The organism is Alloacidobacterium sp., assembly GCF_035631355.1.
In the GTDB taxonomy this organism is placed as follows: domain Bacteria; phylum Acidobacteriota; class Terriglobia; order Terriglobales; family Acidobacteriaceae; genus Alloacidobacterium.
This window is the reverse complement of the sequence record NZ_DASQIX010000003.1, coordinates 94,042-114,337: the sequence shown is the minus strand read 5'-3', so window position 1 is coordinate 114,337 and position 20,296 is coordinate 94,042. Positions and strand designations below refer to the sequence as shown.

The 20,296-nt window shown below is 55.5% G+C and carries 16 protein-coding genes; 6 read left to right on the top strand and 10 right to left on the bottom strand.

Translation table 11 applies throughout. The annotated features are described in order from the left end of the window. Window positions 1–123: 123 nt before the first annotated feature. Window positions 124–2,073, bottom strand: a complete 1,950-nt coding sequence (locus tag VEV40_RS01035) for a winged helix-turn-helix domain-containing tetratricopeptide repeat protein (RefSeq protein ID WP_324829513.1) — start codon at window positions 2,071–2,073, stop codon at window positions 124–126. 362 nt (window positions 2,074–2,435) lie between these two features. Between VEV40_RS01035 and VEV40_RS01030 the strand changes: the two genes are divergently transcribed. Together VEV40_RS01030 and VEV40_RS01025 are read left to right on the top strand one after the other, a co-directional pair. Continuing rightward, window positions 2,436–3,893 (top strand): hypothetical protein, encoded by a 1,458-nt coding sequence (locus VEV40_RS01030; protein WP_324829512.1) that lies wholly within the window; start codon window positions 2,436–2,438, stop codon window positions 3,891–3,893. A 99-nt stretch (window positions 3,894–3,992) separates the two neighbouring features. Then, on the top strand, window positions 3,993–5,474 hold the full coding sequence (locus VEV40_RS01025) for a hypothetical protein (protein ID WP_324829511.1): 1,482 nt from the start codon (window positions 3,993–3,995) through the stop codon (window positions 5,472–5,474). Between the two features lie 47 nt (window positions 5,475–5,521). On the opposite strand, the gene VEV40_RS01020 is transcribed toward VEV40_RS01025, so the two are convergent. Together VEV40_RS01020 and VEV40_RS01015 are read right to left on the bottom strand one after the other, a co-directional pair. Next, on the bottom strand, window positions 5,522–5,755 hold the full coding sequence (locus VEV40_RS01020) for an anti-sigma factor family protein (protein ID WP_324829510.1): 234 nt from the start codon (window positions 5,753–5,755) through the stop codon (window positions 5,522–5,524). Next, complete coding sequence (locus tag VEV40_RS01015) at window positions 5,752–6,378, bottom strand: sigma-70 family RNA polymerase sigma factor (protein ID WP_324829509.1); 627 nt, start codon at window positions 6,376–6,378, stop codon at window positions 5,752–5,754. The genes VEV40_RS01020 and VEV40_RS01015 overlap by 4 nt, the downstream gene beginning before the upstream one ends. 272 nt (window positions 6,379–6,650) lie before the next feature. Here VEV40_RS01015 and VEV40_RS01010 point away from each other — a divergent pair, with 272 nt between their 5' ends. Then, on the top strand, window positions 6,651–9,041 hold the full coding sequence (locus VEV40_RS01010; protein WP_324829508.1) for a transglycosylase SLT domain-containing protein: 2,391 nt from the start codon (window positions 6,651–6,653) through the stop codon (window positions 9,039–9,041). Between the two features lie 124 nt (window positions 9,042–9,165). Beyond that, a complete protein-coding gene (locus tag VEV40_RS01005; protein WP_324829507.1) occupies window positions 9,166–9,660 on the top strand; it encodes a VOC family protein in 495 nt (164 codons plus the stop codon). Between the two features lie 3 nt (window positions 9,661–9,663). Here the strand turns inward: VEV40_RS01005 and VEV40_RS01000 are convergent, their stop codons facing one another. The 5 genes from VEV40_RS01000 to VEV40_RS00980 form a co-directional block, all read right to left on the bottom strand. Next, window positions 9,664–11,175 carry a hypothetical protein gene (locus tag VEV40_RS01000; protein WP_324829506.1) on the bottom strand — a complete coding sequence of 504 codons (1,512 nt, stop codon included), beginning with the start codon at window positions 11,173–11,175 and terminating at the stop codon, window positions 9,664–9,666. Between the two features lie 25 nt (window positions 11,176–11,200). Beyond that, window positions 11,201–13,831 (bottom strand): ABC transporter permease, encoded by a 2,631-nt coding sequence (locus tag VEV40_RS00995; RefSeq protein WP_324829563.1) that lies wholly within the window; start codon window positions 13,829–13,831, stop codon window positions 11,201–11,203. 103 nt (window positions 13,832–13,934) lie between these two features. Further along, window positions 13,935–14,831: an FtsX-like permease family protein gene (locus VEV40_RS00990; RefSeq protein WP_324829505.1), complete on the bottom strand. Its 897-nt coding sequence runs from the start codon at window positions 14,829–14,831 to the stop codon at window positions 13,935–13,937. A 19-nt stretch (window positions 14,832–14,850) separates the two neighbouring features. Next, the gene (locus VEV40_RS00985; RefSeq protein WP_324829504.1) at window positions 14,851–16,575 is read right to left on the bottom strand and encodes an ABC transporter permease; all 1,725 of its coding nucleotides are present in this window, start codon (window positions 16,573–16,575) and stop codon (window positions 14,851–14,853) included. A gap of 62 nt (window positions 16,576–16,637) precedes the next feature. Beyond that, window positions 16,638–16,991 (bottom strand): PadR family transcriptional regulator, encoded by a 354-nt coding sequence (locus VEV40_RS00980; RefSeq protein WP_324829503.1) that lies wholly within the window; start codon window positions 16,989–16,991, stop codon window positions 16,638–16,640. 230 nt (window positions 16,992–17,221) lie between these two features. Here VEV40_RS00980 and VEV40_RS00975 point away from each other — a divergent pair, with 230 nt between their 5' ends. Further along, window positions 17,222–18,055: a hypothetical protein gene (locus tag VEV40_RS00975; RefSeq protein ID WP_324829502.1), complete on the top strand. Its 834-nt coding sequence runs from the start codon at window positions 17,222–17,224 to the stop codon at window positions 18,053–18,055. A 52-nt stretch (window positions 18,056–18,107) separates the two neighbouring features. Here the strand turns inward: VEV40_RS00975 and VEV40_RS00970 are convergent, their stop codons facing one another. Continuing rightward, on the bottom strand, window positions 18,108–18,902 hold the full coding sequence (locus tag VEV40_RS00970; protein ID WP_324829501.1) for a tyrosine-protein phosphatase: 795 nt from the start codon (window positions 18,900–18,902) through the stop codon (window positions 18,108–18,110). A 19-nt stretch (window positions 18,903–18,921) separates the two neighbouring features. After that, a complete protein-coding gene (gene purQ / locus VEV40_RS00965) occupies window positions 18,922–19,656 on the bottom strand; it encodes a phosphoribosylformylglycinamidine synthase subunit PurQ (RefSeq protein WP_324829500.1) in 735 nt (244 codons plus the stop codon). Window positions 19,657–19,784: 128 nt separating this feature from the next. Between purQ and VEV40_RS00960 the strand changes: the two genes are divergently transcribed. Next, window positions 19,785–20,285 carry an AI-2E family transporter gene (locus VEV40_RS00960; protein ID WP_324829499.1) on the top strand — a complete coding sequence of 167 codons (501 nt, stop codon included), beginning with the start codon at window positions 19,785–19,787 and terminating at the stop codon, window positions 20,283–20,285. Window positions 20,286–20,296 lie beyond the last annotated feature (11 nt).

Genomic DNA, 20,296 nt, shown 5'->3' with positions numbered 1-20,296 from the left:
AAGCGCGGGTACTGAGCGAAAGTAAGAAGGGGAAACGAGCAGACTGCCAGTGCGAGAGCATTTGGTAAGCAGGACATGCTCGGAAGTCTATCGGAGAGATTTGCGAAACGGAAGATCAACCATTCACGACGGAAGACCGAGCCGGTGGGTCAGATCTGAATAGCGAGGATCAGAACGGAGCGGATCGAGGCAGGGCACTACCTTTATAGAACCCATGAACGGAAGTTTTTCCCGATAGCCTCGTTCGAGCCAGGCAAATGCCTGGTCTTTATCGCCTAAAGCGGTATATGCGTAGACCATTGCAGAAGGATTTACATATTCGCGCTGAGAGAGTGCCTGAACATCATCGATCATTACGCGTGCTTTCTTTGAATCTCCTGACCGGGCAGTGAGAAAGGCACGCTCCGCCAGATATCTCGGCCGGCCTAAAAAGGTTTGTACCTTGTCCAACTCGACGAAAGCTTTTGAGTAATCGCCCTTTTCAGCATAGGCATAGTACAGCCAATAATGGGCCAGTGAATAATCGGGGTACAGCGCCAAAGTATTGTTCAACTGAGTGATTGCGTCATCATATCGACGTGCAAAAATCATCGCTTTGCCGAGATCGGTGGCGATGATCGGGGACAAAGGGTCAAGTTCTGCGGCTCGCCGGATTTCAACAATCGCTTCGTCCACCCGCCCCATTTCTTCAAGGTAAGCATCGCCGTACCAGTGATGTGCGGTGGCATAGTTAGGATTTAGCCGTAAAGCCCGCTGGTAATGTTTTTGGGCTTCCATCCAGTTCCAATTGTCGTTGTAGAGGGCCAACATAGCCAGGGAGGTATGGGCCTCAGCCAGATTGTCATCCAGATAAACCGCTTTTTCCGCCGCGATTTCTGCTTCACCGATTAGCTTTGCGGAGGATGTGGGCGCATACGCGTACAGCAAAATATCGGTATCTGCCAGGCCCGCATATGCCTCAGCGTAGGATGGATCTTTTGCAATGACCTGATTGAAGCACACAATGGCGTTCTTCAATCCATCGTCGTCACGCTTGTCCCAGAAAAAACGGCATCGAAGATAAAGATCATAAATCTCCGGACTTACGGTCCGGCTCCTGGATGCGCGAGCCAGTTGCTGGCCAGTTAATTGCAACTTCAATTCATCAGCAATATCAAGAGCAGCAGTTTGTTCCAGGTCCAGAACATTTTCCAGATTGCGTTCATAGGCGGAAGCCCACATATGTTCATCGCGCGGTGCATAGATGAGCTGGACACGAATCCGTACTCGATCTCCCGCGCGGACTACGCTTCCTTCAACGACAGCATCGACGTTCAGTTCCTTGGCTATTTGCGGTATGGACTTCTTCGTGCCTGCATATTGCATCGAGGATGTCCGTGAGATGATGCGCATATCCGGCAGATGCGCCAAATCTGTAATCAACTCGTCCGTCATGCCCTCCACGAAGTACTCTTCTCCGGGCTTCTCAGACAGGTTTACAAACGGCAGGACTGCAATCGATTTAACAGTGATTTGCGCCGATGCATCCGGAGAAGTGTGGCGCCGACGCGCCAGCCACCAAACAGCCGATAACCCAATTATGAGAACAAGCGCCACAGCACCCCAAAGGATGGGCTTCTTCCAGAACGGCCTGACGGCTATGAGCGGAGGAGGTGCTGCGTTATTGGAGGGTACCTCCGAACTCGCTACTAATCCCAGCGTCTTGCTTGAATTCGGCTCGACAGCAGACTCAGACAAGAACTCAACTGGATGGAGAAAGCGATAACCGCGCCGCGGAATGGTCTCAACGTAGCGAGGCTTGTCAGCACTATCGCCCAATGCGGCGCGTATCTGATTGATTGCAAAGTTGATGCCGCGTTCGAAATCGACGAACGTGTCGCTGCCCCAAATATGCTGGTGAATCTCTTCGCGGGAAACGATCTGTCCGGCGCGTTCTACGAGCAATTGCAAGACAGCGAACTGCTGCGGCTGAAGCTTGACGAGATGGCCCCGTCTGCGCAGCTCGCGATTGGCGAGGTCGAGCTCGAAGGGGCCGAAGCGAATTGTGCGCGGCTCGGTTCCCTGGGAAACCATTGCGGCACCGCCCTACGCTTCCTGCGTCATGTTACGCCACCAGCAGAGTCTAAGTAGAACCTTTTATTGATCTTCCTTCCTAACATCTTGCTTACACGAAATAAAGAGTTGAGCCATTGCCTTTCATCAGAGATGGTACTAACTTGCTGCACATTCGGGCCACCACCTGTCTTTAAGATTGATGCATTTCGGGCTTCCATTGATGAAAACTCACCGTAGAGGGACGCAGATTTCACGATATACGGCGTGGCTGGTGAGTATCGAGCCTCTCGGGGTTTGCAGTGGATTAAAGCGGAGAGTAACAAACATTCGCAGAGAAGCAAACACAGTTTAATTCGAAATTATCTGTAGCGGAGAAGGTCATGAGATGGATTCGTACTATTGGGATGTTAGCGATGAGTCTGATGATTTTTTCGACTTATCTTTGGGCCCAGGAAAACAATCAGCGTCGTCCTCGATACAAGGTCATAGATGTTGGAACCTTTGGAGGTCCTGTCAGCGTTTACAACGTGCTCACCAGAATTGCCACCGCTAACGGAATCGTAGTCGGTGCGGCAGATACAGACGCACCGGACCCTTATCCTTTTGCATGCTGGGATGCGAGCTGCTTCGTTCAACACGCTTATGTCTGGCGCAAGGGTGAGTTGACAGACATGGGCACTCTGCCCGGCGGTTCGAGCAGTTACACGAATGCAATCAATACACGCGGCCTAATTGTAGGGCAGTCGCAAAACGGTGAGCTTGATCCGGTCACCGGGATTCCGAAGTTCATTGCCACTGTCTGGGACCACGACAAGATCAGGAATCTTGGAACCCTCGGTGGCGGATTCAGCATTGCTGTCGCTGTTACCGATCAGAACTTTGTAATGGGTGATGCTGAAAATGGCAAACCCGATGATTCAGGATTTGGAGAGAATTTTGGGTTCAGTCAGGCGTCAGAAATCCATGCCTTTGGCTGGGATGGCAGAAAGAAGTTCGATCTCGGCAGCTTGGGAGGGCCCGGTGCGTTCGGCAACGATATGAACAATCTGGGACAAGTTGTCGGTGTCTCACCTGTTACTTCTATTCCCGGTCCCTTGGGAATCGCTCCTTTTGCTCCATTCCTGTGGGAGAAGGGTAGGATGCAAAATTTGGGAAATCTCGGTGGCACTCTTGGGGTGGCAAGTGCAATCAACAATCGCGGCCAAGTTGTGGGAGCGTCGAACCTGGCCGGTGATCTAGTCACGCATCCGTTTCTTTGGGAGCGCGGGAAAATGAGTGACCTTGGAACCTTAGGAGGAGATTATGGCAACGCGGAATGGCTGAGTGATGCTGGCGACGTGATTGGCATCAGTGCAATCGCCGATCAGAGCCTCCATGCCTTCCTCTGGAAACGTGGCAAGATGACTGATCTTGGAACAGTAGATGGAGACAATTCCAGTAACGCATTTGGCGTTAATGTGAAAGGTCAGATCGTGGGACAAAGCTGGTTCTGGGATGGCCAGAACACAACCGCTTCACACGCCTTCCTGTGGGACGGTAATGGCCCGATGCTTGACCTCAATATGCTGATTTCCAACGACTCGGAAATCAATCTAATCGAGGCCGATTTTATTACGGATCGTGGGTTGATTGTAGCCAGAGGATTTCTCCCAAATGGTGATTTGCACACGACGATCCTTATTCCAGATGAAGAGAGAAACGATATCGGCACGAATGAGGTTTCTGCTGATTCTGCTGCTCTTGCGGAACAACGAAACATTGCTCCTTTGACTCCTCAGATGCAGGCAGTTCTTAATGCGCGACTAGCGAAATACTATCGCCACGATTTGTTGAAATAGGCTTTCTCTTCGTGGTCCATCAATTGAGGAAAGCATTCAGGGTCTTGATGACGCTCATCGAGAGCCCATCTCAGCAAGCTTTTACCGAGGAGGTACGTTATGCGTCGCACACTGTTGATCACCAGTGCTGTCGTGCTGTTTGCCGTATCGCTGACACAAGTCAGCATCAGCCAAGAAAACCATTCAAGCAAGCAGCCTCGTTACAGACTCATCGATCTCGGCACCTTCGGCGGGCCAGCAGGTTACTTGCAAAACGGATTTGACGGAATTCTTAACAACCACGGCACTCTCGTCGGTTGGGCGAACACATCTACACCCGATCCACTCTGTTTGACTGCACCCAATTGTTTTCAATCACATGCGTTTCGAGCTACGAACGGGCACGTAACCGATCTGGGCACTCTTCCCGGCGGGGATACAAGCGAGGCTTTTTGGGCGACCGAAAGCGGCTTGATCGTTGGGCTATCCCAAAACGGAGAGTTCGATCCTCTGGTCGATGGGTTTCCTGAAATCCGCGCCGTGCTTTGGCAAAAAGGAAAAATCACCGATCTCGGAACATTGCCAGATGGAGGATACGAAAGTCTGGCAGCCGCGGTGAACAACTATGGGCAAGTGGTTGGATTCGCTCTCAATACGATTCCAGATACTTGTTCGCTAGTCGGATTTTCCACGCAAACACGAGCTTTCAGATGGCAAAACGGAACGATGGAGGATTTGGGAACTCTGGGTGGCCCTGATGCGAATGCGGAGTTGATTAACGATAGGGGGCAAATTGCTGGAGCTTCCTACACCGACTCGATTAACCCAGCCACCGGATGCCCTGAGATACGCCCATTTTTATGGCAGAACGGGTCGATGTTGGATCTCGGCACTTTGGGTGGTACCAGCGGCGACGTTCGTTCTATGAATCAATGGGGCCAGGTGGCGGGCTTCTCGAATCTCTCAGGAGATCAGACTTTCCATCCATTTCTCTGGAGCAGAAGACACCTGATTGATCTTGGCACTTTTGGGGGAGATACAGGCGAACCTAACTGGATCAATGATTGGGGCGACGTTGTCGGCAAAGCTGATCTACCGGGTCCCGCGCCTCAACTTCACGATGCAGTCCTGTGGAGGAATGGCAAAGCGCTCGATCTTGGTGTTCTTCCCGGCGATTCGTGCAGCAATGCGTATTTCATCAATTCTTATGGTCAGGTTGTAGGCACGTCGGAAAACCAGCATCTGTGTTCTATTTTTGTCGGGCAGCATGCGTTTCTTTGGGAGCGAGGCCGCCCCATGGTGGATCTGAATACGCTTATTCCGCCAGGCGCAAGTCTGGACCTGACCTATGCAGTGGCGATCAATGACAGGGGAGAGATCGCCGGCTTCGGCGTGCCGCCCGGTTGCGCTCTGGAAGATTACGAGTCGTGCGGTCACGCCTACATGTTGATCCCGTGCCGGGCGGGCGAAGAGTGCGCGAATGTCACCTTGACTGCAGATAGCGCATTGCCTGCAATGGCGGCCACATTCAAAGCAAGAACTGCGGTTTCGACAGATGCCCCGGCAAGCCTTTTGAGGCGATGGAGAAGCCAGGTGCGCTGATTACTCCTCATATTTCAGAAAGAGTGTAGTGAGGAAAAACTGATGCCTTAGCACTTCTTGCATTTGGCCAGGATGGCCTTCTGCAGGCGCTCACGCAGCGAGTCTGGCAATTCGTACAACTCATGGCTGCGGTAGATCTCGATTGTCTTGCGCGTGGTGTTCATCGTGATCACGCAATGCTCACAGCCGCGCAGATGCTCTTCCAAGTCCGCCCTCAGCTTTACTGATACCCGGTCTTCGAGCAGGTCATCCAGTTGCGCTATAAACTCCGTGCAGGTCACTTCGCACCATCCCTTTTGTTCTTGCGGAAGTAGCGGCTCAGCCGTTCCCGCAATTGCAGCCGCGCCCGCAGCAGGCGCGACTTTACAGCCGGGACACTCAGTCCCAAAGTCTCAGCGGTCTCTTCTGTTGAGAGACCTTCCACATCTCGCAGCACAAACACCGTGCGAAAGCCGGGCGGCAGGCCCTGGATCGTCTTCCGCAAAATTTCGGCCAGCTCCGATTGGCCATACTGCATCTCCGGGTCCGGCCCCCAGTCCGCCAGATCGCGCGGCATTGAGCCTTCATCCGTCTCTACGTCCTCGTCAATCGAAACCATCTTACCGGTGCGCCGCTTGCGCAGACGCATCAGCGATTCGTTCACTGCAATTCGCACCAGCCAGGTGTAAAACTTCGAGTTTCCCTGGAACTGGTCCAGTTTTTCGTACGCCTTCAAAAAGGCGTCCTGTACTACGTCCTCCGCGTCTTCGCGGTTCTGCGTAATGTGCTGGGCAATCCGGAAAACCTGGCGGTCGTACTGCTTTACCAGCTTCTCAAACGCCTGCACATCCCCTTGGCGCGCCTGATTGACAAGGAGCACGTCAGGGTGAACTTCCTCTGTTCCTTGTGTTTGGATGTTGGGCATGACAGATAGCTTCAGGAATTCGACCTTTCGTGACCGGAACGGACATTCCGTCGCGTTGGTGGCTGCGGCTCCGTCCTTATTTCATAATAAATGATCCGCAGGGTGCGGCATCAAAGTGGCTCATTCTGCGTATGTTGATTGTCGAATCCGGGGAACCGGAACGCCATTCCTGACATTGCATAATGAGGAACGCTTTTTCCGGGATTGTAGTGGAATGAACAACAATCCCGCCCATTTCGGCTTACATTGAAATAGGGGCGTATAAGTTCGCAGTGAATCAAGTCTTTTCTGCCTGGAGTAAGGTTGCAGCGCTGGCTCTCGCCAGCGCGTTGTCTGCCACATGCTGGTCACAGGGTAATTCGTCATCGTCCAGTTCGTCGTCTTCAACGCACAAGAAACATTCTTCGGCAACGGCGTCGCATTCGACAGCGGGGAAGACCACGCATTCCACATCCCATAGCACTGCGCACAAGACTGCAGCGCATAGCAAATCCACACACAGAAAGCGCCGTCCGCTCTCGGCCAAAGCAAGGGCAAAGAGTCATAAGCTGCATCAGGCATTCATTGCGTCTTCCCAGCTTCGGCCTATGGCGCAGCAACTGGCCGCGATGCGCACCCCTGCCGCATATGCCGGCGTGACCGCCTACGCCCGCTCGCATACGGGCGAGGCATCGGCAGCAGCATATATCGCTCTGGGACACGCCTACCTGCTTGACCGTAAATTCCCTGAAGCAGTGAATTCATTCCGACAGGCAAACATTCAGGGCACCGCGCTCGACGACTATGCCGACTATCTCCAGGCCCAGGCTGATCTGCAGTCGAACAGCCTGCCGCAGGCCGAAAGCATCCTCAGCATCTTCGCGCAGAAGCACCCTGACAGCATTTTCGTGCCCAGCATCCCAGTTTTGCAGGCCAATCTGTTTTTACAGGAAGGCGATCCGCAGGCGGCGCTGCACGTTCTCGATGCTCATAAGGGCGAAGCCATTGCCAACCATGCCGATTACCAGTTGGCCCTGGCGAAAACCTATCAGATGGCGGGTCGTATGCCGGAAGCCACGCAAATGTTCCGCCATACCTTTCTCGGTTTTCCTCTAAGCAATGAAGCCGCCGAGGCCAAGAAACAGCTCGCCGCTTTGGGCGCGACAGCATCTCTGACTGTGGAAGAGCGCAGCCATCACGCTGATGCGCTGTATAAAGCTGGCCGCTTCTCCGACGCAGGCGAGGAATACCGCGCTCTCTCGAATGATCCGGCTGTAACCGACGGCCTCAAAGACTCGCTCCTCGTTTCCGCCGCCGCCTGCGACTGGAAGCTGAAACGGCTCAACAAGGACGCACTAGAGCGCATCCCCGACAGCAATGACGAGACCGGCGCACGCCGCATGTATCTGCTGATGGAACTGGCCCGCGACAAGGATGACGGCGAAATACAGCGCGCTATCGTCGACCAGATGGAGACGCGCTTTCCCTCAAGCCCGTGGCTTGCGGAAGCGCTCTATTCCAGTGGCAACATGTATCTGCTGCGGAAAGATTTCCCCACCGCCATCACCGACTATGGCGAGTTAGCGAAGCGCTTTCCGACCTCGACTCTAGCCCCCAGTGCGCACTGGCGGGCTGCATGGCTGAACTACCGCATCGGTCAATATTCAGAAGCTGCGCGCCTCATGGACGAGCAGATCGCTGTCTACCATGGCGGGAAGGAAATCCCCTCCGCGCTCTACTGGCGCGGGCGCCTTTATCAGAACCAGGAACATCAGCCCGCCATGGCAGCGGAATATTACCGAACGGTCGCGCGCCTTTATCGCCATTACTATTACGCATCCATCGCGCAGCAGCGGGTCGCGGAACTTGGCAGTGTCACTCCGGCGACGGTCGCATCGCTCGATGCCATGAAGCCCGAACCGATTCCGACGCTGTCTGACGATGTTCCCGAAGATGATCCGCATGTTGTCCGTGCGCACCTGCTCGCAAACGCCGGTCTTAACGAATACATTGCGCCTGAAATCCAGGCGGCTGAGGGCGGCGACGAATGGGGCGCGCTCGCCGAAGCCAAAATTTACGCTTCTTATGGAGAAACCTGGCGCGCGATGCGCTCCATGAAACGGGCCATCCCGTTCTACACATCAGCGCCCATTGATGCGATCCCAATGGAGTACTGGCGCATCCTCTTTCCAGAGGCTTATTGGCCCACCATCAAAGCCCAATCAGAGAAAAACGGCCTCGATCCTTATATGGTTGCCGCACTCATTCGCCAGGAAACGGAGTTCAACCCCGGAGCCATCTCCAATAAAGATGCATATGGCCTGATGCAGTTGCTGCCGTCGGTCGGCAGAAGCATGGCGAAGGAGGAAGGCATCCATCACTTCTCAACTAACGATCTGCTCGACCCGGACATCAACATCCGCCTCGGCACTCGCTATCTGCGCCAGACGCTCGACAAGTTCAACAGCCAGCCCGAGTACACATTCGCCGCTTACAACGCGGGCGACAATCGCGTTACCGACTGGCAATCCATCGGCAACTACAGCGGCATGGATGAGTTCGTCGAATCCATTCCATTTACAGAAACCCGCGAATATGTGCAGGCCATCATCCGCAACGAAGAGATTTACCGCGAGCTGGACCACGCATCCAACACGGAGCGCGCCTCAGCCGCCATACACTAAGTTGCTTTTCTATATTTTCTATCATCCTGACTCTGACCCTGATTGAAACGAAGGGGATGCGGAAGGATCTGTTTTGTGCTTTCCACGGTGGCACGAGCAGCAGAGAAAGGAGATTGAGTCATATATGCGAAGAAATCTAATTGCAGCGTCTATTCTGACAGTCATTCTTATCTCGTCCATATTCGGCTTGCTGATTCGCATCAATAAGAGAGCGATGGCGCAATCCATATCCGACGCGCCACCGGCACTGATCAACACCTGTCTCATCACGAATGATGTCAATCGGCTTACTGATTTCTACGCGAAAGTTCTGAAAATCCGCCCCGAAAGAACAGGTAAGGACTACGTTGAATTTCATACCGGCGTGGGAGTGCTTGCCATCTTCTCAGCGGAAGCGCAGGAGAAATACATCCCCGGCTCCGCCAGGGCCGACGAGAACCACAGTGCAATCCTTCAATTCAAAGTGGGCGATGTCGATCAGGAATACGCGCGACTACATGACATTGTGCAGACATGGGTAAAAGGTCCGACGAACCAGCCCTGGGGCACACGCTCGATTTATTTCCGCGATCCCGATGGTAACCTAGTTGATTTCTTCACGATGTTGAATTCAGCGTAAGCACTATTGCCGCGCATAGCCGCGTGTAAAGGATGGCCGCTGCGTCCGTTCCAACTCCAGCAGGTATCCGTAGAGCGCAATTGGCGGACTTGGCGCATCCTCTAGCGCAGCTTCCAGCTTAAGCCGCGCCGAGTCATTTCTCCAATGGTTCATTCTTACTCGCTGCACCAGATTCTGAATATTCCAGAGCCAATAGATGCGCACATCGTCACTCGGCGGCTCCTCGCTCAGGAACGCAATATATGCGTTCAGCATCTCTGGATACGCTGCCGAATCAGGTGTTGCTATCAGCATCTGCGAATAGAGCACGGCCTTCTGGATATAAAAATCCTCTTCAGAAGGCTCGCTCCCCGCATCAATCCATTCCCGCAGCGATGTCAGCGCGCTCGATGCGCTCTCCTGCCATTGGGGAGAATCCTTGTCGCCTGAGCGCAGCGCGCGCACGCTGGTCAGCAACTGCTTGGATGTGGGTGATTGCCAGTATGCCTGCGTGTCAGTTTCGTTCGCCGCGACAACTGATCCCGGCTTTAGATCCGCATCGCTGATTTGAGCGATGCCATATCGCTCCAGCACTACATTCAGCGCCGCGTATGTGCTGCTGTTTGTAGATGCCTCCGAACCGCCTACGTTTTCAGAACTGCTGCCGCATACAGCGCCCGATTCATTCGCAACCACGTAATTTCGCACAGCTTCTAGCAGCGCATGGCTCGCGCGTCCCCGTACCGATGCCAGCCGCATCACATTCCGCGTCAGGTCCGCCTGTGTTGCGGCAAACGAGCGGTAATCGCCGCGAATACTATTCAGCGAACGCGCAAACGCGCCCTCAGCCCGCGCCAGCATCTCCGGATCGAACTGTACTGTCCGCAGCAGCTCCGCTGCCGGGCCAACCTCGCTTGCATGGGTTACATCGCGAAAGACTGATTCGAGGAATTCATCCGGCAGTCCTTTTGCCTGCTCGTCCGGAGTGAAACCCTTTCGATAAACATCGCCTGCCGACCGGTAATACGCGGCGGGATCATAGAGCATTGAATCCGTGCAGCTCCGGTTGGCAATCGCCAGTGGACGCAGTTGCTCAAACAAATCGCGCGCCCGGTCCGGATCGAGCTTCAGCATCGCCGTCACTGCGCGTGTCCGCAACGATAGCGTGTCCATGCCCTGCATGAGTGCCTGCGATAAATAGCCGGCGCGCGTATCGCTCACGCCGCCCACTGCTGTCAGTCGCATCGAATAAGGACTGAGGCCGGCCAGCATGTATGCCTGCTCAGTCAGCTGTCGCTGTTGTTCGGGCTGGCTTACAGCTTTGGTTTCGACAAGTCGCAGAAACGCGTATGACGCCAGTTCGGGCGGAACGGACGTGCTTAAATCCTGAATCTGTTGCGAGAGAAGAGCGAGCGGCGAAGGCTGGTCTGTACTTTTCGCGGGAGCTGCTTTCTGGCCAGACTGCGCCGGCACGAAGCCCGGCATCGACAGCAGCGTCACAACGAGTAGGCGGCCAGAGATGGATCCAGCCCTCATGGCTGCATTATAGGTGTGGCGCGTCTCAGTTGGTTCTCAACGCAATCATTGGATCGATCCGCGAAGCCCGTCGCGCCGGCAAATACCCCGCCAACAAAGCGACAGCCGCCAGCAGCACGACCATTCCTGCAAATGTCACCGGGTCAGCAGGCTCCGTTCCGTAAAGCAGCGAAGCAATTGCGCGTGCCACCGCAAATGACGCGACCGCGCCTATGCCAACGCCGATCAACGCCAGCCGCAATGTCCGGACAATCACATCCATCTGGACCCTTGACCGCGATGCTCCCAGCGCCATCCGAATGCCAATTTCCTGCGTTTGCCGCGTGACCGAATATGAGATCACACCATAGATTCCGAGCGAAGCCAGTAGCAATCCAAGCCCGGCAAAGATCGACACCAGCAGCATGAAGAAACGTCGCGGCGATGTTGCGTGGTCCACAAGCTGTTGAACAGGCCGAAACTCCGTCGCTGGCTGTCCCGGATTTATTTCCTGCAGCATGCGCATAACACTTCCGGCCAGGGCGGCAGGAGGCAGTTTTGATCGCACTACGAGATACGAACCTTCCGGCCCGAAGTTCTTCGTAGCCGGCAGATACATCTCCGCGCCACCTTTGTCCTCGGCGCCGCTTTCGCGCACATTGGCAATTACGCCAATCACGCGCGCATCCTGTCCGCCGGCAACCGCAATCCGGCCGATGGGGTCTTCCCCCGGCCAGAGTTTTTTTGCTACCGCTTCATTGATGATGACTACATTTTCGTTATTTGCCAGGTCTTCCCAACTGATGTCGCGGCCCTTCATCAGCCGCATTCCCATCGCCTTCAAATACCCGGGCGAAACAATGTAGACGAACACCCCGATGAAGTCGCTGTCCTTGGGTTTCTCACGGCCTCTTGCCGCAATTCCCCAGCCCCGGTTTCGGCTCATCGGCAAATTGTCCGATATGCCTGCCGCCTCCACGCTTGGAATCATCGAGGCGCGACGCACTACCTCCTGCCATAGAACAGTCCGGTGGGCGGAATTCCCTCCATCGTCATAGTCAACGCTGATAGCGGCTGCTCGGCTTGGCTCGAAGCCGAGATCGACATCCAGTACATGTAGAAAGCTGCGCAGCAGCAATCCAGCGCCGACCAGCAAAATGCACGCCAGCGCGACTTCCGATACAACGAGCACCGAGCGCATGCGATCATGCTTCCTGCCCGCGCTCGCGCCCAGCGCGCTGTCTTTAAGTGACTCCTGCAGGTTGCCGCTCGACATCTTTATTCCCGGAGCAAGCCCGAAGAGCACAGCCGCGGCTACAGAGATGACAACTGTCCAGCCCAGCGCCTTTCCATCTACGCGCATGCTGCTTAACAAGGGCAGGCCAATCGATCCCTGATGAGCGAGCCATGTCACCACGGCGTAAGCGATTCCCAGACCGAGAACAGAGCCTCCAGCCGACAATATAAGGCTCTCAGTCAAGAGCTGCCGGACCAGCCGTCCGCGTCCTGCGCCCAGCACGCTGCGCATTGCGAATTCCTTGCTGCGCGCAGCGGAGCGCGCCAGCAGCAGGTTCGACAGGTTCACGCAGACGATCAGCATGATCAATCCAACCGCGCACCACAGCACGATCAACGAGCGCCTCAGCTTGCCGCTTATGTAATCTTTCAGCACCGTAAGCTGGCCTGTGTAGTTTGGTTTGAACTCCGGGTGTTTATGCTCAAAAAGTAGCCGTGGAAAAATCTCATCAGCCTCTCTCTGTGCCGCCGCCAGCGTAACTCCTGGTTTTAGACGCCCAACCAGCGCCAGATCATTTCCGTCGTCGCGGAAATCATCCATGATGTACGGCATGAAGAGATCCACCCTGGCTCCCGGTGAAAAGACCGAGCCGAAATCAAACGTGTCCGGCAACACGCCTATAACGGTCGCCGATGTGTTGCTCAGATTGACGGTCTTTCCAACAATGCTGCGATCGCCCCCAAATTGACGTTTCCAGAATGGGTAGCTCAACAACACTGCCGGCTGAGCATGCTTCACAAATGCTTCGGGCCTAAAGAGCTGTCCCAGCGAAGGCGCAACGCCGAGCGTTTGAAAAAAGCCCTCCGCGACCTGGATGCCTGTGACCGGCAATGGCTGGCCGTTTCCGACCAGCTTCAGGTTATCGGGGCCCGTGAAGGCGAAATAGCCACTTACCGATTGAAAAGAGCGGTTCTGTTCCTGGAAGTCCTGGGTAGCGTCCGCTGTATATGTTCTTCCGGATTCGTTGGTTCCGGCTTCCTTTTCTACAATCCTCACCAGTTGCTGTGGATCGTGAAAGGGAAGCGGTCGCAGCAGGATCGTATTCACCACGCTGAAGACGGCAATGTTCGCTCCGATGCCAAGCCCCAGAATGAGCACAGCAACAACTGCAAATCCGCGGTCCCGCCGTAATGTGCGGAAGGTAAAGCGCAGGTCCTGCATCAAAACATCCAGCCATGGCAAGCCCCGGGCTTCGCGTTGCTGCTCCCGTGCCTGCTGTACTCCACCAAATCGAACCATTGCCCGTCTCCTTGCTTCTTCAGGATTCATTCCGCGTCGAAGATTCTCTTCAACGGCCATTTCCAGGTGCGCAGTCATCTCTGCATCCAGTTCCCGATCCAGCGGCTCTTTTCGAAAGAACGACCGTACACGATTGAGCATTTGCCGAAAGAGATAGGCCATCGAACCAGTCTTTCAAAAAACTGAGCACGAACAAGGGTGCCCAGGTGCCGGGTGCCCCACATCTCGTTTCTGAGATGTGGGATCAGTTCGTCCTTAACGCAATCATGGGATCGGTCCGCGAAGCGCGTCGCGCCGGCAGATATCCCGCTAACAGTGCGACAGCCGCCAGGAGCACGACCATCCCCGCGAATGTCGCCGGATCTGTGGGCTCTGTCCCGTAAAGCAGTGAAGCAATGGTTCTGGCCAAAGCAAACGAAGCTATTCCGCCAACCACGATGCCAATGGCAGCCAGTCGCAGCGTTTTGCCAATCACGCCGAGCTGCACTTTAGACCGCGATGCTCCCAGCGCCATGCGGATTCCGATCTCCTGCGTCTGCCGCGTGACAGAGTAGGAAATCACGCCATAGATTCCCAGCGAAGCCAGCAGCAATCCGAGTCCGGCAAAAATACCCACCAGCAGCACAAAGAACTTGCGCGGCGAAATCGAATGGTCCACAAGCTGCTGGATGGGCCTGAATTCTGTTGCCGGCTGCCCTGGATTCAGCTCCCGCAATACCTTCATCACGGTCGAAGCCAGCGCATCCAGTGGCAGATTGGTCCGGACTACCAGTTCTGCACCGGCTGGCCCGTTCTGCGTAATCGGAACATACATCTCTGCACCCGGATCAGTTTCCAGCCCGGTCTCCTTTACATCCGCGACCACACCGATCACTCGCCGGTCGTCGGGCTCGGCAATCTGCCCTACCGGGTCTTGGCCAGGCCACTCGCGGCGCGCCAATGCTTCGTTGATGATCACCACATGCTCGGCGTGGGTTGAATCGTCCCAGGCGAAATCGCGCCCTTTGATTAAGCGCATACCCAGCGCGCCGATATACCCGGGCGTCACCACTTGTACGTAAGTGCCCGCATCCGGTTGCTGATTGGGATCTCTGCCTTTTCTAAACAAGCCCCAGCTGCGGTTCCGGTCCAGCGGGAGCATGTCGGTAATGCCTGCTGCCTCAATTCCGGGGAATCGCCTTCACATGATCCACCATGTTCTGCAAGATCGGCCCGCGATTTTCATCTTTGCCGCCGTCATCGTAAGTCACCTGAATTGCCGCAGACCGGCTTGGCTGAAATCCGAGATCAATATCCAGCACGCGCAGAAAGCTGCGTAGCAAGAGTCCTGCACCTACCATCAAAATGCAGGCCAGCGCGACCTCTGAAATCACCAGCACCGAGCGCATACGGTCGTGCTTCCTGCCAGCGCTTGCGCCCAGCCCGCTATCTTTGAGTGATTCCTGCAGGTCGCTGCTCGACATCTTTATTCCCGGAGCCAGCCCAAAGAGAACAGCAGCCACAACAGCAATGAGGAGCGTCCAACCAAGGGCACTTCTGTCCACGCGGATACTGCTCAGCAACGGCAATGCTATGGACACCTGGTGCGCCAGCCATGTCACCACGGCAAAGGCAATACCCAGGCCAAGTACAGCGCCTCCGGTCGACAACACAAGACTTTCGGTCAGCAGCTGGCGAATCAGGCGTCCGCGTCCCGCGCCCAATACGCTGCGCATTGCGAACTCTTTGCTGCGTGCAGCAGACCGCGCCAGCAGCAGGTTTGACAGGTTTACGCAGACGATCAGCATGATAAGACCGACGGCCGACCAGAGCACCACCAGCGAGCGATGCAGCTTTCCGCTGACATACTCTTTCAAGCCCAGCACGGTTCCTGTATAGCCCTTGCCATACTCCGGATGTGTTTTTCTGAAATAGAACTGCGGAAATAGCATGTCAGCCTCAGCTTGCACCTGCCCAATGCTGACTCCGGGCTTCATTCGCCCGATCAGCGACATCGTATTGCCCCAGTCGCGCATCTCGTCCACGATTGCGGGAGCGAAGATGTCCATCTGGGTACCTGGCGCAAACACTGATCCAAAATCGAAGTTTGCAGGAATCACGCCCGCAACTGTGGTTGGCGTCTTATTCAGCGTGATCGTTTGGCCCACGATCTTCGGATCGCCGGCAAACTGCCGCCTCCAGAAAGGCTCGCTCAACAGCACCGCTGGGCGGCCGCCTTTGACCAGCTCATCCTGTGTGAACAGCCGCCCCAGCTTCGGCTGAATGCCCAGTACCTGGAAGAAATTCCCCGCCACCATCACTCCGTTTACCGGCTGAGGCTCACCGTACCCCGTCAACTTGTAATCGCCCTGTCCATAGAAGGGCATGTATGCTGTCACGTCCTGGAGAGATTTGTTCTGTGCGCGGTAATCCTCGAAAGCGTCCACTGAGTAAGTAAGCCCGGACAGGCCACCCACGCCATTGTTTCCGGTAATCCACACCAGTTGCTGTGGATCCCGAAATGGAAGCGGCCGCAGCAGAATCGTATTCACCACGCTGAAGACGGAGACATTCGCCCCGATTCCAAGCCCCAGAATCAGAATCGCGATAATGGTGAATCCACGATCGCGCTTCAGCGTCCGTATGGTGAAACGCAGGTCCTGCATCAGCACATCTATCCAGGGCAAGCCGCGCGTTTCGCGATGTTGCTCCTTGGCCTGCTGCACACCGCCAAAGCGGACGAGCGCCTGCCGCCTCGCTTCTTCCTTCGTCATTCCGCGCCGCATATTTTCCTCCATGGCAAGATCAAGGTGTGAAGCCATCTCGTCGTTCAGCTCTTGGTCAAGCGGCGCTTTGTGAAAGAAAGCATGCAGCCGATTCAGCGCCTGTCGAAAGAAGTAAACCATCTGCTTAACCTTTCATTTGGCTCGATGTGGGTGCCCCATGTCTCGCAGAGACATGGGTTCTTTCAATCCCTCCCACCGTCGTTCTGCATGGCCAGCACCCGGCCCATCACGCCCGCCAGCCGTTCCCAGTAAGCCGCATCCTGCGCCAGTTGCTTTCGTCCTGCGCGGGTAATTGAATAAAACTTGGCCTTACGGTTGTTCTCCGAGGTGCCCCATTCTGCGTCAATCCAGCCCCGCTGCTGTAACCGCACCAGCGATGCGTAAATTGTTCCCTGGTTTAGCAGCACCTCATCGCCGCTGATCTGCTCTATGCGCCGCGCAATGCCATACCCATGCAGCGAACCCATCGCCGCCAGTGTCTGCAGAACCATCAGGTCCAGAGTTCCCTGCAATAAATCGAGTTTCGATTCCCCCATCCGTCTGCTCCTGTGGTGCTGCCACATAACCATCTCATATCCTTCTGTGGCGACGCCACAGGTAAATGTCAAGAAAACGTCAAATTTCTCCCCTTGCTTCCGCCAGCGCTCGGGAGTATCGTTCCAGCCGTTCCAGGAATGGGAACAAAACCCTCGTCCATTGCTGCTCCCTCACACCCCGGCATTCCTGGCCCCCCGGAAATTTATTTGAAAGGATTGCAGCAATCTCCATGAAAAAACTCATAGGACTATGTCTGGGCATGTGCCTCCCTATCTGCGGTCTGGCAGCAGCTTTTGCGCAGGAAGCCGCCGAATCAACCATGCCGCCACCCAAGGTGCTCGTCGTCATGCGCGAGTTCCTCAAGCCCGGCCGGCAAGGCAGCGCTCATCAAAGCAGCGAGAGCGCGTTTGTGCAGGCCTTTAAGTCGGCCAATTGGCCGACGCATTACTTTGCCGCGGACGGGCTCACCGGGCGCCCGCGTGCAGACTTCTTCGTTGGTTACGACTCCTTCGAAGCCTGGGAAAAGGACACTCAGGCCACTGCCGCCAATCCCACGCTCGCCGCCGCTCTCGACAAGGCCCAGCAGGCCGACGGCGATCTGCTGTCTGAGTACGATACCGGCGTCTTTGCCTATCGCGATGACCTCAGCCTGCATGGCCCGGTCGACATCGCCCATATGCGCTACTTCGAAGTAAATTCTTACCGCGTTCGTCCAGGACATGGGGCGGAATGGGAAGAACTGGTCAAGCAGTACAGGAGCGCCTACGAAAAGGCCATCCCCGGCGCGCACTGGGCCATGTTTGAGGGCATGTACGGCGCCGACACTGCTGGCGTCTTCCTCATCTTCACTCCCATGAAGTCCCTGGCCGAGGTCGATCACTTCATGGCCGATTCAAAAAAGGTCATGGACAGCGTGGGCGCAAACGAGATGAAAAAACTCGAAGACATGGAGGCCTCCTGCGTCGAATCCCACCAATCGAGCCTGTTGATGTTCAATCCAAAGATGAGCTACCCGCGCGACGAATGGGTCAAAGCCGACCCGGATTTCTGGTCGACAAAATGATCGGCTTTATTTGCGGAAAGAGACGTTCGTTATGGGACGTCTCTTAGTTTGGCTATTTGGTGGAAAAAAGACGGCTTAAGAAGCTCTTTCGCGGCGGCGTTGCCGGCTCGTCATAAAGACCCAGCATTTCAGGTTGCGGTGGGAATTCAGAGCCATGAAAGGCTGCGCCAGGGTTGGTAACGCAGACGCGTTCGGCAGTTTCCTTGCCATATTTGTTTTCGATGACCTTGTATGCCTCGCTCATGATGGGTGGGCGGGAATTGAGGTTGTGGGCGTCGCTGGCGATGAAGTGGACCCAATTTTTATCAAAATAGCTGAAAGCCATTGTCTGCGCTGTCCGGCCAAATCTTCCAGTAAGTGACGAGGCGGTGACCTGAACCAGGCAGCCCTCGCGCAGCCAGTCGATCATGCGGCTGGGATGCCGCTGGATGGTATGGTTGCGCTCAGGGTGGGTGATGATGGGCTGAATTCCGGCAATCTTCATTTCGTAAAAGGTGTCAGTCATGCCTTGCGGAATCATCAGGTCAGCGAACTCGACCAGCAGATATTGTTTCTGGTTGATGGTGTATTTGGTCCGGTTCTTCAGCGCGTCTTCGATGTTGTCGTAGGAGAGATGGAAGTCGCAGCCGAGTCCCAGAGTGATTCTGCTATTGAGTTGCTGCTGCAATTCCGCGAGACGCGCGGCGTTTACGTCTGGGTCAAAGTGATACCTGTGGTTGGAGTGGGGGGTACAGGTAATGTGCGTGATGCCGTCGTCGGCAGCCATCCGGGCCATGGCGACAGAGGTCTCTAAATCCGGGGAGCCGTCATCAAGTCCGAAAAGCAGGTGATGGTGAATGTCAATCATGTACGAGCTAACTTCCCCTTTACAATGCGGCCAGTTCAGGGGGCGCGGGGGTCTCGCCCTCTTTTGCCTGTAGCGCTTTTACCATAGATGCGAAAATCCTGTAGCCGTCGGCTGATCCGAGCAAACTCTCCGATGAGCGGTCGGGATGCGGCATCATTCCCAGTACATTGCGGCCCTCGTTCAGAATTCCGGCAATGTTTCCGAGCGAGCCGTTCGGGTTGGCCTCCGGCGTGATTTCGCCCTCCTGGGAGGAGTAGCGGAAAACGATGCGGTCGTCGCGTTTCAGCGCTGTCAGCGTTTCCGGGTCGCAGAAGTAATTGCCTTCCATGTGACCGATGGGAATTTTGAGAACTTCGCCTTTTTTCAGTGTGCTGGTAAATGGCGTATTGCTCGTTTCCGTGCGCAGATAGATCTGCTTGCAGACGTATTTGAGTCCGGCATTGCGCATAAGCGCGCCGGGCAGCAGGCCGGCTTCGGTAAGAATCTGAAAGCCATTGCAGATGCCGAGCACCAGGCCGCCGTCCGCAGCGAATTTCTTTACCGACTGCATCACCGGCGAGAAGCGGGCAATGGCCCCGGTGCGGAGATAATCGCCGTATGCAAAACCGCCGGGCACAAGGATGGCGTCGCAGTTGTCCAGGCTGGGCGAGTCGTGCCAGAGGAAGGTCACCGGCTGTTTGGCAATCTCAGACACAACGTTAGAGGTATCGTGATCGCAATTGGAGCCGGGAAAAACTAGAACGCCGAACTTCATACGTCTAGGCTAGCAGTTTTGGGTAGGACGTGCCGTCGAGCGCGTGAACGAAATGTTTACTCAGACGGACCATCTTTCAGTGAGGACTAGCACTGGCAAGGGTTCTAACTTGAGACTATTGTTTCGCTATGGGCGGATTCGACATCAAGACAACCGGACGGACGGCGGGAAGAGCGCTGCTGAACTGGTGGCGCGCTGTTTCGATTGAGGCTCTGTGTGTCGCGGTGATGTGGCTCATCGGATTGTGGCTGCTGCGCGTGCCGCTTTTCCCAGTGTGGGCGCTGCTGGGCGGCCTGATGACTTTCATTCCGAACTTTGGCGGCGTGATTGCGCTGATCGGGCCAGTCTTCTGCATTCTGGTGACGGGAAAAGACCTGGAGCGGCTGGCATTTGTGCTTGGGCTGTATGCGGTGATCGTGGTTGTCGATCAACTGGTGCTGCAGCCTATGCTGATGAAGCGCACCGCGCGCGTGCCGATCTGGGCTTCGATTCTGGCGCCGATTGTGCTCGGGATTGTCATTCCGTTTTGGGGCGTGTTACTGGCTCCGCCGCTGCTGGCGGTTGTTTATGCCTTCAGGAAGCCAAAGGTGAAGGGGACAGTTCCTCCGATTGTTCCCCCGGCAAGTTAAACTTACGAAGA

Excerpts from the sequence above, each read along its gene's own strand:
- VEV40_RS00970 (WP_324829501.1), bottom strand. The coding sequence starts at position 18,902 with ATGATTGACATTCACCATCACCTGCTTTTCGGACTTGATGACGGCTCC.
- VEV40_RS01015 (WP_324829509.1), bottom strand. The coding sequence starts at position 6,378 with ATGCCCAACATCCAAACACAAGGAACAGAGGAAGTTCACCCTGACGTG.
- VEV40_RS00985 (WP_324829504.1), bottom strand. The coding sequence starts at position 16,575 with ATGGTTTACTTCTTTCGACAGGCGCTGAATCGGCTGCATGCTTTCTTT.
- VEV40_RS01035 (WP_324829513.1), bottom strand. The coding sequence starts at position 2,073 with ATGGTTTCCCAGGGAACCGAGCCGCGCACAATTCGCTTCGGCCCCTTC.
- VEV40_RS00995 (WP_324829563.1), bottom strand. The coding sequence starts at position 13,831 with ATGCTCAATCGTGTACGGTCGTTCTTTCGAAAAGAGCCGCTGGATCGG.
- VEV40_RS00980 (WP_324829503.1), bottom strand. The coding sequence starts at position 16,991 with ATGGGGGAATCGAAACTCGATTTATTGCAGGGAACTCTGGACCTGATG.
- purQ (WP_324829500.1), bottom strand. The coding sequence starts at position 19,656 with ATGAAGTTCGGCGTTCTAGTTTTTCCCGGCTCCAATTGCGATCACGAT.
- VEV40_RS01005 (WP_324829507.1), top strand. The coding sequence starts at position 9,166 with ATGCGAAGAAATCTAATTGCAGCGTCTATTCTGACAGTCATTCTTATC.
- VEV40_RS00990 (WP_324829505.1), bottom strand. The coding sequence starts at position 14,831 with ATGCTCCCGCTGGACCGGAACCGCAGCTGGGGCTTGTTTAGAAAAGGC.
- VEV40_RS01000 (WP_324829506.1), bottom strand. The coding sequence starts at position 11,175 with ATGAGGGCTGGATCCATCTCTGGCCGCCTACTCGTTGTGACGCTGCTG.
- VEV40_RS00975 (WP_324829502.1), top strand. The coding sequence starts at position 17,222 with ATGAAAAAACTCATAGGACTATGTCTGGGCATGTGCCTCCCTATCTGC.
- VEV40_RS01025 (WP_324829511.1), top strand. The coding sequence starts at position 3,993 with ATGCGTCGCACACTGTTGATCACCAGTGCTGTCGTGCTGTTTGCCGTA.
- VEV40_RS00960 (WP_324829499.1), top strand. The coding sequence starts at position 19,785 with ATGGGCGGATTCGACATCAAGACAACCGGACGGACGGCGGGAAGAGCG.
- VEV40_RS01030 (WP_324829512.1), top strand. The coding sequence starts at position 2,436 with ATGAGATGGATTCGTACTATTGGGATGTTAGCGATGAGTCTGATGATT.